The following is an 18,275-nucleotide window of genomic DNA, read 5'->3' as shown; positions in this document are numbered from 1 at the left end:
TGATAAGATATCGGGCATGGGCTTGTTGTGGCTTTTGAGTTGTCGTTTGGGAAGACAATAACTCTACTACATCAGCCCTCTCTCTTCATCCTCTTATTTTGGCGAAGGTATTGCTGTAGTCAACAAACCTGTGGCAGTAGCACCAAAAAAACCGCTTACTGTTGCCAGCCATACTCAAGTAGTGGCTAAAAAACCGCCATCTGCTGATGAAACACCAATACAGAGGCTAACTGTTGCACCAGCTAACGCAGCACTTAATCAACAATTGGTAACAGTGAGACGAACTGCCAAACCAACAGGTACAACTTTACAGAGGGATGATGCCAATGCCCTCGTTTATGGTTTAGCCTTAGCGCGACAACAAGGCACAATCAAACCTAATTCCCCGACTTGGAAGAAGTTTCAAGATGCGATTAAATTGCTCAGACAGGGTGAGAGTAGAAAAACAGCGATCGCCCGAACGGGAGTGAATGCAGATTTATTGAATCAATTAATAGAGGCAGGGAAACTCTGATGATACAGCGATTAAAATCACTCACGTTGGTAGGAGCGATCGCAATCATTAATTCACAAGCTACTGCACAACCACCAACGACAACATACACCCAAGGGAAATATCAAGCTTCAGTACCGGACTGGGACAAAGTAACTTGGGATAGTTTACCAGCACTGCAACAAGCAGGATTCATCAAAATTCCACCAAAGCTAATTCCGGTATTTGGCTATGATCCGTCACGTTCTTGGGATGCAGGGCAAAAATCGGATCAAGTGGTGATGTTAGGAGATGCGGAAGATGCTTTTAAGTTGGGGTCTTTTACCCTGGAAGGAATCACAAAAGTTGCCCTTGCTGACCCATCTACATCTCAACAACCAACGTTGAAAGATGTCGGATTCGTGAAATGGCAAACTACCCAATCCTTAGTTAAGGCAATACCAGGACTTGGACAGTTAAAAGTCAAACAAGTAAAACCAATACTGAAACTGTTTGGAGAATCGGGTTATTTACCCCAAAAGTGTAAATCAGGCACAATTAACGACTGTATCCGCACTCGTCCAAATTTAGCGAAAAAACAATTAGGGGACATAGATTTAGGGGATTATTCAGCTGAATCTATACCAGGGTTAGAAAGGACACCAATCCGTAACTTTCAGAAATGGCAACAAACATACATTAATCAAATTCCGAATCTCAAATTTGTACCATTTGCGAAAATGCCTCAACCGATAGATTCTGGTCAAGCAGTTGTAGGTATTGCTTCGGTGGTGTTTGGGGAAGCTGAACAGGGAGATGCCAAAGTTGGAGATAGCTATTATGTTTCTGGTAGCGTAGTCAGAGGCGATAGCACAGTTCCAAAAGCTTGTCTAGCAGGTAAAAAATGCGCTTATTTGGAGTTAGGGGATTTTACACCCAATGCCGGATTGTACGGTAAACGTTGGGCATCCGGTACAGATTCGCCACAAGTAAAAGGGGGCTATGGATTATTGGCGGTGGTCAATGATGGCAAAGAGCCAACTGGCAGACTTGTGTACGGTAATGGGTTTAAAGTTGTCTTAACTAACACCAATGAATCAACAGGAACAGCAGATTTTGCATTGTATTTTAGAATCTGCGCTCGTCCGCCTTTTTTGGCTAAGACCTGCACACCCTACTTTATTGGGCCAGTGCCGTGGATACCAGTCAAAGAAAATGACTTAGTAATTGTGGGGACAGGGCGATGACGCAAACTACCTCTACAGTTAACCCAAATCAATTAGTTCCCCCAGGACTAGAATCAGCATTGATATCACCCGCCGGACTAGGAATACTGTTTTGTGGCTTGCTGATCATTATAGCCAAATACATTGATGGCAAAGGAGGAAAAGGAAAGTTAGCGACTGCTAGATGGGGAGGTAGTACAGAGAAAGCAGCCGCGCGGAAACTGGGGTGCAAGCAAATTCAGGCAAGAAAGCACAATCGAGTGTCTTTATTTGTGGGAACTCCTGAAAATACCAAAACTGAAATTGTGAAGGGAAGAAGAATTACGCAGATTCCCGAAGACAAAAGAACGTTATATTTACCAGAGGCACAACGGGGAATTTTAGTAGCTGGTGGGCCTGGAAGTGGGAAATCATTCTCGATGGTGACACCATTGCTGCGTTCGGCAATTGACCAGGGGTTTCCGGTAATCCTCTATGATTTCAAGTATGCCGAGCAAGAATCAGCCACAGCTGCATCTAAAGGACAAGCCCCATCACTGGCGGGATATGCTCTAGAACGTGGGTATAAAGTGACGGTGTTAGCTCCGGGCTTCCCAGAATCAGCAGTTGCAAATCCGATCGATTTTTTGCGGAACAATGAAGACTCAGAAATGGCACGTCAGTTGGCCATTACATTAAACCGGAACTTTCAACTTGGCTCTGACAGTTCAGGAAATGATTTTTTTACGAATGCTGGCGACCAACTGGTACAAGCTGTATTTATGCTGGCGAAAGGCACAAAGTACCCAGATATCATGATGTGCCAAGCCATCTTGGGGCTGCCTAAATTAGTATATCGCATTGAACAAGCCGAAGACATGAATTTCATGGTCAGAGAAGCCTTTGCACAGTTTGTGTCTGTAGCTGGTTCGCCGGAAACAGCCGCTTCAATTGTGGGTACAGCCAGTGGTTTGTTTAGTCGATTTATGGTTCCCGCAGCATTAGCAGCTTTTTGCGGTAAAACTAATATTCCTTTGGATTTGAAAGGTCGGCAGATGGTGATTTTCGGAATGAACAAAGAGAAGCGTGATGTAATCGCACCTTTGTTAGTTTCGATTCTGCATCTATTAGTTAGTAGAAATGTCGCTGGTAAACGTACTTGTCCTTTGGTGCTGGGAATTGACGAGCTACCTACGCTGTATTTACCTGCCTTGGTAGACTGGCTGAATCAAAACCGCGAAGATGGGCTAGTTTCAATCCTGGGATTACAAAACCTATCAATGCTGGAAGAAGCTTATGGGGAGAATACCACTAATGCGATTTTTGGTGGTTGTGCTACCAAGGCATTTTTCAATCCACAGGATGATATTGCTGCTGAAAGATTTAGTAATTTTTTGGGGGATTTTGAAATCAAGTACAAGCAGCGATCTCGTTCTTCAGGAGGAAGTGGAGGAGCCAGTACTTCTAATTCTGACCAAAACAGCACTCGCAAGCTGTTTGAAATTAATCAATTCAACACTTTACCAGAAGGAAAAGCGGTAATTATTAGTCCAGGATTTCGTTCTCGTGGTCAAATAAGTTTGCCGATTTTAGAGAAAATAAAGATTCCCCAAAGAGATATTAAATCGGAAGCCCAGAGTATTAAAATTTGGTATGAGTTTCAAAGTAAGTTAGCATCTCAATCTACTCTCCAAACTCCAGCAAATGAAGAGATGAAAATCCGACGAGAAGAGGCACAAAGATTGTTACCTTTGATAGAAAACAAAGAGCAACTAGAAGAAATCGCTGCTTTAATTTAGAGAAAAATTCGGAGAAAAATATGGCATCAAATTATCTACTATCTGATGATGATTGGCAACAAATTACTGCTAAACTTCCATCTGATATAGCAGTCTTGGCTCATAAATATCCCTGTGAAATTTATAATGTACTTGATGCCTGGGATGATAAACCTTTGCCCAACAATTATATTCCCCAGGCTATAGATGTTTATAACGATGTTGATGATGAGGCTGTTTTTCAAGTGTGGGAGGGAAAACTAGAGCGATATGTTCCTAGTGAAAGAAAAAATGCCGCAGCTATTCAAGTAGGAATTGATGGCAATTGGGTTTATATCGAAATTGAAGGTAGAGTGATTCTAGACAAGCTAGGCGGAGTTATTCTGCCAGAGATAAATGTTACGGAATCTTTGATTATTGAGCTTCTATCAAAGCAAATATAAAATAAGGAAGTAAAAATTATGATTGAAAATGGAGATGCCAATGAAATCAAACGAGACTATCTAGAGATTTTAGAATCTTTACTTAAACTGATTCAACAGAAAGCAAAATCAAAAGACATAAAAACTAATGATGATGTAACTATTAATGTTGGTAGAGAGAAAGTCTACAAAGGTGCTATTGGAGAAAAGCCATCCAAAAATACACTGACCCCAGAACAAGTTAACAAGATTAGGATAGCTATCTCAGACCCGAAAAAATCTCAGGGGACAATCTCAATTAAGATTGGAAAACAAGAAGTTTTTCGTGTTCAAGATGGTCAAGTTAAAACTGATAAATTAGGCTTGGCTCCAATAGAGCAAGCTCCAGCCCAGAAAACAGCACAGAAAAGTCAAGTTAAAACTCCAGATAGTGTAGAAACTATCCAAAAACAAATTCAGGATTTACAATCTAAAGTAGAAGCACAGCAGAAAATCATTGACGGACTTCAAAAAAACCAACAGACACCTGAATTAGTTTCCAAATTAGCTGCTCAAGTTAGTGAATTGAGTAAATCATTAGAGCAACAACAAAAATTCATAGAGAATATCCAAAAAGCTCTTTCAGCAATAAATGAACGGTCTTTATCGCCAATTCAAAATACTAAACTTCAAAATTGGGTAGGAACGGTTGAGAAGTCTCTAAAACAAACTACCAAAAAATTATTTGAGAAAATTAAAGATGTGCTGACACCCGCAGTCACAAAGCTTAGAGCTAAAGTAAATAAACAAGCTAGTGACTTAAAACAAAAAATAGACACGCGGGTGAATGGTGTTAAAAACACTATTAAGCAAAGTGTTCAAGAGGTTAAATCTAACATTAATAAATCTGTTGATAATGCTAAAGCTAAAGCACTTGAACAAAGTATAAAAGCACTCCTGAAGATTTTTGGTCAAACCAACCCAGATGGTTCTTTAAGTTTCAAAAGTGCTAGTTTTGATTTTGAACAGCAAGGTGAGAGTGTAGTTGTTCGGGCTAAAAATGGGGATATAGTTCTTGAGGATGGAGAGTTATCTCCTAATCTTTCAAGGCAGCAGTCAGAAGCACTTGATAAAGTTTATTCTGTTGTTAGTAGAAGTCATAAACTTGAGATAGATGCCACCCAAAAAGAATCAGCATCTGCTTTTAGAAAAATGGGTAGATAATACCAATTCGCAATTCGTGGCGGACGCTCTCGCTACCGCAGTTATGTTACCGCCTAAACCTGTTATGTTTTTCTTTGCAATTTTCTTGTTGAAAATTTAGTCCTAACTTATTCATAAGTTGGGCTTTGTTATCTCTAATTAATTGGCGAACGGTATTCATTCTTTGCTCAAAACTTAACGGTGAATCAGCTTGACCAGCTAAAAAGAATAATTCGTTGACTTGTTCACCCGTAAATTTTTCGCCTTTAACATACTTTCCTACTTCTATAAATAAAGCCTTCAGCTTTGGTTGATCTAAGTTTTGGATCATCTGCTGGAGATGTAGTTCTAAATTATCTTGAGTGGCATTGATAGTTTCTTGTTTAAGGTGAACCGCTAGTCGCTGTTGACGTTCTTCTGGTGTCAACTTGCGAGGTGGTTCTATGGCACGTTTACGTTGTTGCCAATCTTTTAAATTCATCGCTTCAGTGATGACTTTCTCTAATGCGAGAGGGCTTTGAGCGACGATAAAATCATCCACTCCTTTATCTGGGCCTGGTAGGGTAACAACTTTAACTTCTGCACCCTGCTGTTCTAAAAGTTGTCCAGTCCGTGATGTGGCAATTTCAACATTTTGTAATGTTTTGGGCTTAGTTTCGTAGTCGAAGCAAAACTGAATATGTCTGTTGGGTGTGGCAAAAACAGCTAACTCATCATGTAATATAGGTTTGATTGGCTCACCCAATGAATCTTTACTGCGATATCCCGCATAAATTCCCGGCACTCCAATGGCGGCGTGACCCTGGCTTAACAAACTGGCGGCCTTCTTCGCTCCTTCCGTGATCATGATGGGGAGATTATGTCTCCAAACACAGTACCAAAATCCCAAAGTGCGATCGCTATTGGTTGGCTCTACTCCATGCTTCTTATAGATCCGGTCAGCTAGATCATCAGGGATATCTAGTAAAAAGATACTTAAATCAGTTTTAGGCGGATGCTCATATTTAATTAGTTTCCCTGGTTCATCAATTTGATTTCTGGGAGCGTTGGGTTTGTAGCACCCCCAGATTTTAGCAGTCGGCTTTTCTCCTGGTTGTAAATTGGGGAAGCAACGCGGATCAACACCAGCATGACACCACCAGCCACCAGCTTCAATGTGAGAATATCTCCGTAAATCTCCATCCCTGAGTCGTCCATCATTCCGGCGGGAGATATTGTCACTATATATAAGATATTCCCAAGCCTCATGTTCTTGTTCTATGGGGTCAAGATGTAAGCTTTTAAAGTTCAAAGCCGCAATCATAGGATGAATCGCACTTTTTTCTACTAGTTCTTGCCAGTGTTCTGGGTCTATATGGTTAGGACATGGTGCAGAAGATGGAGTCCAAAATGCAACAGTAGGTACAGATGTTTTTGGTTTGAGTATGGGTTTTTCAAAAACCTGGGAAATTTCTGGTGTCCCTTTGAGTATTGGCGGGACTAGAGGAGTTTGTGTGGGTGCTTCCAAAGGTGTTGGTACGCTAGATAGTGCTGACTTCAGGGTTGGCTGTACAACTGAAGTTGATGCTGTGTTTTGTTTGACTGAAGTAGAAACCTCAGCACTGAGAGTTACTTCCGGTTTTTCAGATTGAACCTGTGTTCGTAGCAATTCCAGAGCATTTTCTTTAGCTTTCGATTCCTGTGCTAACTCCAATAATCGCGTTGGATCTTCGGTATAAATTTTGAGTTCATGTTTGGCACGACTGGTCGCAACATAAAAACTTTCTTGTCCAATCGTAAAGTCCGCCGAAATTAGCACACGGTCTGCGGTCTTACCTTGGCTACTATATGTCGTACTTACCAAGGCATAGTCTAGGTTCTGGGCTTCTCTTAAGCTGATAGACTCAGTGTGACCATCAAGATATTGAATCTGGGCTGTACCAAGAGCGATCGCCGTAACAGTAAATTCTTGTCCGTTGCGTCGTCCCAATTGTCTATCGTTCTTCTTCCATTGCAAGCGATCGCCTACGCCAATTTCAATCTCTTGCCTCTGGTACACAGCTTTATCAAAGGCTGTATCGACTTCTAAACACTTGCCATCATCACTTTTAAGAGTTAAACCGTCAGTAGTTTGACCTACTATTTCATAAAGTTTGCCTTTCTCCAATCCCCGACGCTTGTAGTTCCGTGTCGGCGTGATCACGTCGCCAATTACAAAGTTATGGGCAAACCGCATCTGCACTTTTGAGAGATTTTTGGTCTGCAATTGGGTGATAGTTGCCGTTTCTCCCAAAGTCCCTTCATCTTTAAGTTTTGAGCGAATGGCTTGGGTAAGGGCAAGTCTTTCGGCATTCGTCCCAGCCAAAACAAGGGTTTTGACTCTTTGTTCTGGTGTCCCTACTATATAATCACTGGCAATCTGCTCTGTTTTGGACTCTGCATCTACAGTTTTTATAGAACCATTATTTAATAAATGCTCAAAACCCGCTTTAATTCTACCTTCAGCAATCAAATCTACTGCTAATTTTAGCTGTGGGTCTTTTTGGCGCAAGGATTCATTGAGGTGTGCAGTTTTAATTCCCGCCTGCTGCAAAGACTTGAACGGATTACCAGCTTCCACGGCTGATAATTGCCGAGTATCTCCAACTAAAATTAATCGCGCTTGCTCAAGAGTAGCCCGTTGTAGAAGTGCTTGGGCATTCTTAGCACTAAGTAGCCCAGCCTCATCCACAATCCAAATTTGATTTGGTTCAATTTCTGGTGGCGATTCCGAAACCAACAACCTAGCGACAGTTTCGGATTGAACCCCTAACTCTTCACTTAAAACCTTAGCTGCGGCGGAACTGGGGGCGAAGCCTTTGATTGTGTATTCAGAATTGGCAGCGATCGCTTTTAGTTCCTTGAGGGCGAAAGTCTTACCAGCACCAGCTACTCCCTGCCATGCAATAAACTGGTCTTGGGTCAAGGTAGCTAATTCTACCGCTTTGCGTTGCCCTTGGTTCAGTAACGTATTCTGTAACAGGCTTTCAACCACTTCCGGGTGCGAAATTGCGTTGACTTTACCTTGTCCCTGCTGCATTAAGTCAATAGTTGCCAACTCCCGCCGTACTGCTGTCATCGTCGTAAATTGATGAGTCAAACCCGGCAAGCCGATTAACTCGTGGTGGGATTTTACCAGTGGCTCAATTGCTGCTACATCAGTGGCTAAACGTTCTTCTAGGATGAATTTTTCTAAGTCTTCTAGTTTGAAAGCGACATTCCTCTCATTGCAATGAGCGATCGCCAAATCTAAAACCCCAGTTAAAATCTTGTCGTTGTCTGGTACATTCTCCTGTGGTTCCCCAGGCTTGACAAAGGTAATCCCTAACGCCTGTGCTTCTTTTTCCCAGTATGCTTTTAACTCTGATTCTGGTAACTTTTCTTTGCGTTGTCTGGTTTGATCCCAGATTTTCTCCCTTTCTGCCCAGGTGGAATTAGCCCCAGAAGCAGCAAGTATTTGTTGTCGTCGTTTGGAAAATGCGATCTTATCTTCTTCTTTAAAGCCTTTTATATCAAATTGCCCGTGTAAGCGATGTTCTATCTCATACCCTAGCTTCTGCACTTCACGCGCCAGATAGCTTTGGTATGCCATGCCCAAGAATTTCTTATTGGCGAATATTTCATTATTGCCTAGACTCAACCACTTGCCATCTGGTGTTTGCGTCATATTCATCAGCAAACAATGGGTGTGCAGATGTGGGTCTAAGTCCCGACTTTCGATGTGGTCAAACTGGGCTACCACCAAGTTGCCAGTCTTAACTCTATGTCTGCCATTATCACCGGTTACTCTGGTGTAGGCGTAACGCTGCTCTATTAGTTCTAGGGTTTGTTTCAATGCTTGATGGTGAGCGTCGATTAAACGAGTATCCCCTCCCACCAATGCCATCAAGCTCACACTTTTGGGCGCAGAAAATGTACAGTCTAGGGCGGCTCTGCGTTCTTTTTCTTGTCCCTTCTTGACTACTCTGGCATTTAACTGTTCCTTACCATCAGGCGTACGCCCCTCAATCACATTTTTAAAAGCATCTTCATCGTCAACCGCCCCAGATAATCCTAACTTGGAAGCACCTTTCCCACTCCAAAGGGACTTTCCTTGGTGATAGTAATTCTTGATGAAGTAGTTTACTGCCATCTCGGATGACACGTTAGCAGCTGTCAGCATCGCTCACCTCTCGAAGAAGTTTTACATAACTTTACTTAAGCGATTACTGTTCACCTTTGAAGTCACAGTTCACTCTCGACATCAAACCAAAATAAATTTGATGCCGAGTTGAAAATTTTCGGTGAGACTTCAACTTCAAAAAATATTTTTCTCAAAAATTCCGACTTAATCTAATATAACAAAATACTCAAAAAACTTTCCGCCAAATATGGCGTACTGTGCGTCAGAAAAACTCCAATTACAGTGTCTTAAAGCTTTAAAAATTAATGAAAAATACTGGGAATATTTGGGAGACTTCTGAGAAGTTCAGGGAAATATTGGGAATTGTTGGAAAATATTAAGTTGATGATAATATTTAGAGTTAATGATGTTAAATATATAAAAAAGGTAGGGAATAAAAAGTAATTTTTGGGACGAAGTGGGGAAAATCAGGCAGATATGTTAAATGTTGGGATTTTTGTTTAAAACATAAAATAGTAAAATAAATAAGAAAATGTGACAATTTTTAATAAATTCTAGAACCCTTGTAGAGTGGCTGCTTTGTCGAGCGTTGAGTGAGCGTTTAGTTATTGATAGTAGTTATCAATAAATAGGAAAAACGAAAAAGGAGAAAAAGTTGTGGACTTGTTGTTAAGTCTTGACCCTGGAACATCAATGACAAAAATGGTTTATCGGATTTTGTCGGAGACGACACGAAAGCCAGAAATGTTTTGTATGGAGCCTGAGTTGATGAAGACTTCGAGAGATTCGCTCAAAGGGTATGAATCGAGACAAATCAGTAGGCCGAATCCAGAGAATGAGGCATGGGTGGAGTACAACGATGAACAATGTTATGCAGTGGGGTTTTTAGCTCAAAAATATTTCGAGGCTAGTGTGAATTTTTTGGAACTCAAGTATGAGAATGCAATTCCGAAAACATTAGCAGCAGTTGGATCAATAGCGATGAAAGAAGGGCTAGGAACGAAGTTTAATTTGTCATTAGGGCTGCTGTTACCTTATGGGGAGTGGGAAGACAGAGAAAGATTAGAAGGGGGTTTGACGAAGGCTTTGTTTAATTTCTGCTTCCGAGGTCAACAATTTTGTGTAAAACTGATGAGTTTTCAGTGCCTCCCAGAAGGTGGGGGATTGGTATTAACCAAAAGTAAAAAGCTCGGTCAAGACTTCAATAGAGTGAACATGGCTGTAGTAATGATGGGGTTTAGGGATATATCATCTGTGATTTTTGAGCGTGGGATATCAAGAGGAAAGACGGAAGGGTTAGGATTAGCCTGGATGTTGGACAGAATCAAAAGCCGAACGTCAGGACAGAAATTACATGATTTGTTAAAAGCTGTTCATTTATCAGGTTCAACAATTAAACCAAAGCACTTTAAAAACTTGGCTCGGAGCAAAAATGCGGAATTCAAGGCTGAGGAGATAACGCAAATTACGGAAGCTGTGAGTTTATCGCGGAAAGAATACTGGAACAAGGTATCTATTTGGCTCAGTATTAATATTCCTGTAGATGTGCAACAAGTGATTATTGGTGGAGGAACATCGGAATACTTAGCGACAGAGTTAACAAACTTATTTAGCCATACGGATATTTCCTGGGCAGCAGAATTAGAAGAGGATGTGCGTTTAGCTTTTAACTTGCCACCGAAAAAAGATGCGTTATGCCTACGGTTCACAGATGTATATGGATTGTTCCGTTATCAAAATAATTTTACATCTGCTCCATCAATTCAGGTGTCGTAGTAATTTGTGAGAGGAATGTAGAATGCTTCAAGATGTTGAATTTCGTTTGAGAGCTAGAGTCGATACGAGTAGTTATGAGGCGATGTTAATCAAGTATTTAAACTCAAAAAATACTCTTTATCCAGCTAAAGATATGGTAATGATTGCGATTACTAGTTATTGGCTACCTTTGGCCTATCAAACAATGCAGCAAAAATCACCGGACTTAGAACAGCAGATTCGCGCTTGCATTTATCGTCTTCAACTTCACCAGGAATACTTATTGGGTTTGCTAGGAGAGACTTTATCTCAGGGCGTAGGGACGATTGACACTAAAAGAAGCCCAAAAGAAGTATCACTAGTATCCAATGCTGTACCAGAACAGACGCAACAAGATACTAACTGGCTAAATCCTTTTGGAACATTTTCTAAATAAGGAGTTTCTTATGTACCAACCACATGAACTTTTTAATAATCTCTCTCCAGAAGAAATCAATCGGACTTTGCATTTGAGTGAAATAGGCGAAAAAGAATCGTATACAGAGGACGATGCCGACCGTTTTCGGGAATGTCGTTCTTTAATGGAGCAAGGTAAAACTGATGAGGAGATTAAAAATTTATTACCATCGATAGTTGTTTTAGAAACAGTTCAGAATAATTCTGTTTTTGAAAACAATAATGGAAAAAAAGGGCAGAAAAAACCAACTAAATCATTGGACATAACTGGATTACTAAACTTCGCTCGAAAACAGGGCTTTAAACTCAAGTTGAGTGAAGCATTAAAAATCCTTGAATTCTGTGAACTAGAAGAACAAGATGAATATACTCCTCAAGAAGTTGAGCGATTCATTGACGCTTGTCAGTCCATTGGAGAACAAACATCAATATCTAATGTTTTAGTAGACATTGAAGATATCACTACAGAAACTGAATCAGATTTAACAGGCATGGTCGATAAAGTTACAGATAAATTTGTTGAAAAAATTCCTCGTGGACTTGTGCGGCAAGTTTACACTAAAAAAGCTATAGCTAGATTAGCCGAACAACCAGAAGAGAGCGAAGATTTCTTAAAGCAAATGGAAAAACAGATTTTAGCAAGAATTGAGGGAAAGCCATCTCCGATGCAACAATTGTGGGAGAAACATCAGATCAAATTCTTGCCCCCTACTCGAATGAACTCAATGCAATTGCCGAGCGCATCAGACAACGATACGACTACCAGCTAAAACAAGAAATTGAGCAGCGAGAACGCACGATTGATATTCAGGTAGATAAGACATCTAATACCAAGGCTTTGAAATTAGCTTCGGAAAAGTTAAAAAATCTACAAGCCTGGAACCAAGCGCAAGAGAAAAAACAAAAACTCCGTCAACAAAGCTTTGAACAGTTTAAGTCAAACCTATTTTATTTTGGTCGGTGGGTTGGTTCTGGTCGTTCTGGAACTGCGATGTTTTTTACTTTTGCTGCTTCAACTCTGTTCGGAGGATTAATGTGGGGGTTTAATGAACCATCTGCCATCTCCTGTCCGTCAGAAAAAAGCCTGTGCTATCAACTGCGTTTGGATAAAAAATCTGTGATTCTCCCAGCGCAGAAGAAGCAGATATTAGAAGACTATCAACGCTCTCTAAAACAACCGCGTCGTCGTCAAAAATAAATGGAACTACAAAAGATTGAACTTAGTGAAGATTGGTCTGATGTTTATTGGTCTGATGTTTATTTGCATACTCCAGAAGAACGAATTAATCGTTTAGAGATTTTGTTATGCCAGAAGGTTCAAAGAGGTGAAGATATTTCTAACTGTCTAGTAGCTTTGAACTTTCTGAAGAATCGAATAAGTGAACAGAAGCTAGAAGCAATTTTTCTCAAACGAATTCAGTTTAAACTAGCTTTTAATTCTTGGTATAGAGTTAGTCAAACTGCTTTGGCTTTCTTGCTTGTGATTGCTTGCTTTGGTAGCTTGGTTAAGTTGCTCACCGCACCATCCTGTTCTTTACCTCAGATTACTCAGCAACATTTACCCCAACAGATTCCCAAAAAGGAACTGAGGTAAAACATTGTAGGGACAGTGATATCATTCATTGTCCCTACAATCACACAAACTTCAAAGTTAGCCCGGACTGATTTTTAGAAGTAGGGGGTGTCTTTGTCGAAAGGGAGGGAACTGGGTTCTTCGCAGTTCCGCAAGTCTACCTGCATTTGTTCGAGGCGTTGTTTATAGGTTCGGTTTGAGGCACGTAACCTATTCATTTCTTGCTGCCCAAAATTTATGCCTAATGCTGCTTCTCTTTGAGACACCCGATTATAGTTATCAACATCAATCTTCTTGCGCCTTTCCATTTCTTCTAACCACTCTGGACTAGTCCCTTTTCTCAGTTCAGATTCTACATATTTGGATCTAAGAGAACCATCTGGGTTGAACTGTTGTTTCTCGGTGGGCGTAAAGAAGTCGTAGGCTGTGTACTCTATCCATTCTTCTGGTTCGGTTTCGTCCAGGCGTTTCCATTCATCGTATTCTGCCTTACATCTGCGAGCATAACTATCAATTGCTGCATTATTCATACCTTTAGATAACATCTGTTCTCTGGCTTCAGGCTTTAACGTTCCATCTGGATTAAACTCTTTACGATTTATGTTAATCCATCGTTTAATTCTTGACATACTAAACTCCTAAAAACAATGTTTAAATAAAATCATGTCGCTAGAATTCAAGCATTTTGATACTAGGTTAAACCAGTGGATTCATACCGATGAACGTATTAAGAATTCTGAGTCAATTTTAACTGAAAAGTTGAATAATACTCTACTTGAGTTTTACTTTTCTGGTAAAGAATTTTCTTTTGGACATTTAGATGAATATAGTACTCCAGAAGATTTAAAAAATCATCCAAATGGACAGACTCTTTTATTATCTTCTAAAACCAGATTACTGTATGGTTCTCCAGAATGCTTAGAAATAATCGATAAATTATGCCCTGATAGAAAAGATAGAGGGGCTTACGGCTCAATATTTTTGGGGGCTTGCAAAAATGCAATCAATGAAGAATTAAATATTCTAGTTGTGGATGATGCTAATGGAGAAAACGGAGAAGTTATTGACAAAGAAGACGCTTATAAACTAGTAGGAGATTGTTATGGGCAGATATCAACACAACTTTATGATAAATTAACTAATAGAGTTGAACAGCAAGATAAAAGTTATCGTGTCATTCAGCACCGTTTTGGTTGGACAGAGAATGATGGGCAAGATACTAAATATCGCTTCGGTAAAGGGACACTAAGACCTTGCAACTTAGAAAAAATAAGATACGCTGACACTAATAATGAACAAAAAATCGACCTAATTCTCCCCCTCTCTAGCTTCAAAGGTACAGATAAGGATCGTCCAGGTGGAGCCATTAAACCCCAAATTCAACCAGGACTCTACAGACAAAAAATCTGGCTAGGCGAAAAGTCACAATCAGAACGCGGTAAAACAGCAATATCTCAGCTATTAGCATCATTTCCTCAAGGTATCAAAGACTTTGCTGAGGAACTGGAGGCACAAGCCCAAAAACTAGCTGAATCCCAAAGTGACCCCAGAAAAGTGGCTCAACTTTTCTGTGAGAAATACGAAAAACGTAAGGCTTTCACAGAAGAAAAAAAAGCCTCATTGGAACAGAAAATTACATCTGAAGTTGCTGATGGTTCACTTGTTAAACAATTAGAACTTCTTACATGGAATGAAGCTGAAGAACAATTTGAACCAAGTGATGACTTGGAGGAAGAGTCAGAGAAAGATGATTTATTAATGTACAAGCTCATCAAAGCTGATTTGGTGAGTGGACATAACCAAATTTTAGAAACAGAGAAAGTCAGAAAAGAACTTACCAAATTCGTCCAAGGAGAGTGGAGAGATATCGCGCTGGGGGGGATACTGACCTTTGATAGAGCTATGATTATACCATCCAAGGAATTGAAGAACGGAGAAATCTGTGTGCCTTGGTTGGATAAAGGTGAAAAAGTTCTCAACTTCCGTTCACCATTCCTAAATTCTAACGGTTTATGTGTTTCGACAAATAAAATTGTTGATGACTGTTTAGCTCCAGACGGTACACGTCTAGAAGGTATTATTATCGTCAACGATGAAGATTTAAAACGCATCAAAGCGAGGCTTCAGACCGACGAAATAGTGCCATTAGAAACCGAATCAGAACGCCAGGGACGAGATTTTGACGGCGACTGCATTGGTGTGGCACTTGCTAGGAAATACCCCAATCTTACAGCAGAAGCGGAGTACAGAAATCAGCTTGAAAATGCTTATGCTCCTACTGTTAAAGAGAAAAAGCAATCATTTTATATTAACTCAGAGCAACCACCATTTGAGCAAATAGCCATACACATGAGCGATGGCATCAGTGTGGGCATTATTAATAATCAAGTGACCTCACTTTTATCTTTAGAGTCTGAAATCGAAATCCTTAAAACTTATGGAACTTCTGAACAAAAATCCTATTATTTAGACAGAGTAATAGAGCATTATGAGAAATTACTAGAAGAAGAAAATTATCAAAACAATCCGAAACCAATTAGGGAAGAATATAAACCGAATATACAAGAATTTGTAGCACTCGCTCAAAACCCAGATAGGACTCCAGAAATCATTGAACAAGCGATGAATACTAATCATAAATTGTATCGTAAAATGATTGAGGAGGCGTGTTATCACAACCAAATTGCGGTGGATTTATTCAAAAGCTCCAGAAAACCTGAAATGGGCTTGATTAAAGAAAATAATCGCTATTTATATCGCCAAATTGACTATATTAAAGACAAAAAATCACCAACAGCTTATTTAAATTATGGGATAAAAACAGAGGGTTACTCTCCAGTAGAATTATTAATTAATCAAACCAACAAATACTTCCAAGAATCAAAGTTAGAATCCCGCCCTATAGTCCAATTCAGTAACCTATTTCAAGGAGTAGAATTTACACCCCAGCAGAGATTTAGCGCGATCGCCGCCAAGTACGAATTTGACAAACTCTATAATGCCGCAGTAGCAATGGAGCGACGGCGCTCAACCGAGAAAGGGCCGTCAACCATCATTGAAACCCAGCAGGGGACGAAACTGGAGATTACAAACCTCCTGCGCTACAAACATCCGGGCATTTGGAAGGCAGAATCTATTAATCTGAAGCTGGAGACAGACAAACGCAGTAACAGATTATTAGCGATCGCACAAATTGACAACGAGCTTGACGATAACGGCCAGCCCAAATTCCGTAGATTCGGCACAGTTAGCCCCCAATCCATTGAAGAACATGGACTCAAGCCAGGGATGTCAGCTAGTAATGCCAAGCTAGTTGAATTCAAGCCAGAACTGACCAAAGGGCAAACTAGACTGCTATTTTCGCAGGCGTACAAATTTGCTGAAGCATACCGTGAGAGCATACCAGAGTCGGAGCGATTGTCGGCGGCGGCGGCGGCTTGGAATGTGGGGGCGGCACGACAGGATGAACTTGAATCAATTCAAAATGACGCTCGCGGACTCGCTAACGCTGCGCTAACAAAATTCAAAATTCAACATAAAAGTCAAATCCAGAAAAAGACTCCCAACTTTGTGTTCGCGGCGTTCCCAGATGAAATTGTCTCCCGGTTAGAGCATCTGCAATTTACTGATTTACGAGTAGGGACGCTGAGTAATGAGGCTAACAACTTCAAGGGTAAAGAATGGAACCCCGACGAAAAGTACAATGTAGAAATCCGAGCTAGTGACCACCCACCGGAACACGAGCGCCATGCTTCGAGATTAGTGTTCGTTGCTGATGGTGATGGCGAATATAGGGAATTCGCTGCATTGGAGCCGAGAACAGCACATTTACCAATTGGGACAAAAGCTCTAGCTAAAATTCTACCTGGGGAAACATCGACTGCTAATGCCACTGTTGTTGTGCCAGGAAAAGAAGCAGTAGAGTTTACCATCAGAGAAATCAAAAAGTTTTCTTACGCTGACAAGACATGGAATGGTGAATCCGTAACATTGGAAATTGGTAAAGTACCAGTTCCCACAAGAGTAGTAAAAATCAAATTAGATGGTAAAACTCTTGGAGAGTTGGATGCCGACTCTATCAAACAACTTCAGGCAGTAAACTATCTTGCTGACGGGAAATCTCTTAATCTCAAGCTTACGACCATATCCGAAAAACACAATGCTTTTGTGATAGCTGAGTCACCAAATGGGAATTTTATAAAGATTGATAAAACTAATTCTTATGATTATCAAAGTCAGAAATTTAATGACACTGAATACAGAAGATTTACCCTAGAAGTACCGCAGTCTCAAATCAGAGATGCCGTATTTTTGAATGGGGAACCGTTGGGAGTACTATTTTTCAATAAAGATAAAGAAGCAATCAAAAACTTGGGGGCGCTAAAATTTGGTCAATTAACACCAGTTAATGTGACGCTCCAGAGCAATTTCACCACAACAATGGTCGTGAAAGTTGACCCCGCAACAGTTCAATATCCTGAAACTTGGGTGAAACAAAACCAAGTGTTTGGTCAACAGACAGTCAATGAAGAACAACACAGAGAGATCGCAAAAACTGCACCGATGCTCTACAAAATAAAAGAGCGTCCCACCATGTTGTTTGCCACACCAGAAGATAAAATGTTGGGATTGACTCAACTGGTGGTTGATAACCATAAGCTTAAAGCAGTAACAAAATGGCTGGCTGACAAGAATGTTGCGATTGCCCAAGTGCCACCAGAGGAAGTCCCATTGGAAACGAAAAAGGGACTAGAGGTTTTTACCTTGGCTAACTCGTCCATCCCTGAACCAGTTTTTGAGGCGATGGCCAAGAAATTTGGGAGTGTGATTGAGTCCCAAACTGAATACGAGAAGAAAGTGCGATCGCTACCTGACCGTCCAAAGCATTTGAAACCGCCACAACCACTACAGATAGTAACGTTATCCCAAACTTCACAGTTACAGCAGCCGTCGCAAACCAGTCTAACTGAACCGAAAACACCTCCCAGCCAAGAATCTCAGTCCGTAACCATTGACCACCTGCGCTCATGGTACACCACTGCAAACAACCTGGGAAAATCAGAAGATTACAAACAACGCATTGTCCAAATTGCCAATGAGTTTAAAGTTACGGGGCAGCTATCGCCCAAAGCCCTGGCGGTAATGGAACAAGATACGCTCACTCGAATCTCCCAGGTTTCCCAGAAGTTGGCATCAAATATAGGTCAGCTTGGAAATGATGGTACTGTCCGTGTTACTGGTAAAACGTATGATTTAGCATTAAATTCTGAACGCAAAGATTTGGCGATCGC

13 protein-coding genes are annotated in these 18,275 nt (G+C 40.7%); 11 read left to right on the top strand and 2 right to left on the bottom strand.

The window, feature by feature from the left end; genetic code table 11:
- The first annotated feature begins 130 nt into the window (after window positions 1–130).
- The 5 genes from H6G77_RS33950 to H6G77_RS33930 are packed head-to-tail and all read left to right on the top strand — an operon-like array spanning window position 131 to window position 5,080.
- Window positions 131–514 carry a hypothetical protein gene (locus H6G77_RS33950; protein ID WP_190873968.1) on the top strand — a complete coding sequence of 128 codons (384 nt, stop codon included), beginning with the start codon at window positions 131–133 and terminating at the stop codon, window positions 512–514.
- A complete protein-coding gene (locus tag H6G77_RS33945) occupies window positions 514–1,719 on the top strand; it encodes a hypothetical protein (protein ID WP_190594947.1) in 1,206 nt (401 codons plus the stop codon). Before H6G77_RS33950 ends, H6G77_RS33945 begins: the two co-directional genes overlap by 1 nt.
- Window positions 1,716–3,476, top strand: coding sequence for a type IV secretory system conjugative DNA transfer family protein (locus H6G77_RS33940; RefSeq protein WP_190594946.1), 1,761 nt, complete (start codon window positions 1,716–1,718; stop codon window positions 3,474–3,476). Before H6G77_RS33945 ends, H6G77_RS33940 begins: the two co-directional genes overlap by 4 nt.
- A gap of 20 nt (window positions 3,477–3,496) precedes the next feature.
- Window positions 3,497–3,898: a hypothetical protein gene (locus H6G77_RS33935; RefSeq protein ID WP_190594945.1), complete on the top strand. Its 402-nt coding sequence runs from the start codon at window positions 3,497–3,499 to the stop codon at window positions 3,896–3,898.
- An 18-nt stretch (window positions 3,899–3,916) separates the two neighbouring features.
- Complete coding sequence (locus H6G77_RS33930; protein ID WP_190594944.1) at window positions 3,917–5,080, top strand: apolipoprotein A1/A4/E family protein; 1,164 nt, start codon at window positions 3,917–3,919, stop codon at window positions 5,078–5,080.
- Window positions 5,081–5,126: 46 nt separating this feature from the next.
- Here the strand turns inward: H6G77_RS33930 and mobF are convergent, their stop codons facing one another.
- Entirely contained in the window at window positions 5,127–9,239 is a 4,113-nt protein-coding gene (mobF, locus tag H6G77_RS33925) for a MobF family relaxase (protein ID WP_190594943.1), read from the bottom strand.
- A 618-nt stretch (window positions 9,240–9,857) separates the two neighbouring features.
- Between mobF and H6G77_RS33920 the strand changes: the two genes are divergently transcribed.
- Genes H6G77_RS33920 through H6G77_RS33900 form a run of 5 tightly spaced genes read left to right on the top strand, consistent with a single transcriptional unit; the run spans window position 9,858 to window position 13,005 of the window.
- The gene (locus H6G77_RS33920; RefSeq protein WP_313934718.1) at window positions 9,858–10,976 is read left to right on the top strand and encodes a ParM/StbA family protein; all 1,119 of its coding nucleotides are present in this window, start codon (window positions 9,858–9,860) and stop codon (window positions 10,974–10,976) included.
- A gap of 22 nt (window positions 10,977–10,998) precedes the next feature.
- Entirely contained in the window at window positions 10,999–11,391 is a 393-nt protein-coding gene (locus H6G77_RS33915) for a hypothetical protein (RefSeq protein WP_190594942.1), read from the top strand.
- A complete protein-coding gene (locus H6G77_RS33910) occupies window positions 11,372–12,181 on the top strand; it encodes a hypothetical protein (RefSeq protein WP_190873967.1) in 810 nt (269 codons plus the stop codon). Before H6G77_RS33915 ends, H6G77_RS33910 begins: the two co-directional genes overlap by 20 nt.
- Window positions 12,088–12,609, top strand: coding sequence for a hypothetical protein (locus tag H6G77_RS33905; RefSeq protein WP_199331749.1), 522 nt, complete (start codon window positions 12,088–12,090; stop codon window positions 12,607–12,609). The genes H6G77_RS33910 and H6G77_RS33905 overlap by 94 nt, the downstream gene beginning before the upstream one ends.
- Complete coding sequence (locus tag H6G77_RS33900; protein ID WP_190595309.1) at window positions 12,610–13,005, top strand: hypothetical protein; 396 nt, start codon at window positions 12,610–12,612, stop codon at window positions 13,003–13,005.
- 74 nt (window positions 13,006–13,079) lie between these two features.
- On the opposite strand, the gene H6G77_RS33895 is transcribed toward H6G77_RS33900, so the two are convergent.
- A complete protein-coding gene (locus tag H6G77_RS33895; protein ID WP_190595308.1) occupies window positions 13,080–13,613 on the bottom strand; it encodes a hypothetical protein in 534 nt (177 codons plus the stop codon).
- A gap of 34 nt (window positions 13,614–13,647) precedes the next feature.
- On the opposite strand from H6G77_RS33895, the gene H6G77_RS33890 reads away from it, so the two are divergent.
- Window positions 13,648–18,275 (top strand): hypothetical protein (locus H6G77_RS33890; protein WP_190873966.1); only part of this gene is annotated, 4,628 nt, incomplete at its 3' end.

The organism is Aulosira sp. FACHB-615, from assembly GCF_014698045.1.
Classification (GTDB): Bacteria; Cyanobacteriota; Cyanobacteriia; order Cyanobacteriales; family Nostocaceae; genus Nostoc_B.
The sequence above is the reverse complement of the archived record's forward strand: the minus strand, read 5'-3'. Positions and strand labels throughout refer to the sequence as shown.

What these genes read in the sequence shown, in the direction of transcription:
- mobF (WP_190594943.1), bottom strand. Translation starts at nt 9,239, where the DNA reads ATGCTGACAGCTGCTAACGTGTCATCCGAGATGGCAGTAAACTACTTC.
- H6G77_RS33940 (WP_190594946.1), top strand. Translation starts at nt 1,716, where the DNA reads ATGACGCAAACTACCTCTACAGTTAACCCAAATCAATTAGTTCCCCCA.
- H6G77_RS33945 (WP_190594947.1), top strand. Translation starts at nt 514, where the DNA reads ATGATACAGCGATTAAAATCACTCACGTTGGTAGGAGCGATCGCAATC.
- H6G77_RS33900 (WP_190595309.1), top strand. Translation starts at nt 12,610, where the DNA reads ATGGAACTACAAAAGATTGAACTTAGTGAAGATTGGTCTGATGTTTAT.
- H6G77_RS33930 (WP_190594944.1), top strand. Translation starts at nt 3,917, where the DNA reads ATGATTGAAAATGGAGATGCCAATGAAATCAAACGAGACTATCTAGAG.
- H6G77_RS33895 (WP_190595308.1), bottom strand. Translation starts at nt 13,613, where the DNA reads ATGTCAAGAATTAAACGATGGATTAACATAAATCGTAAAGAGTTTAAT.
- H6G77_RS33935 (WP_190594945.1), top strand. Translation starts at nt 3,497, where the DNA reads ATGGCATCAAATTATCTACTATCTGATGATGATTGGCAACAAATTACT.
- H6G77_RS33915 (WP_190594942.1), top strand. Translation starts at nt 10,999, where the DNA reads ATGCTTCAAGATGTTGAATTTCGTTTGAGAGCTAGAGTCGATACGAGT.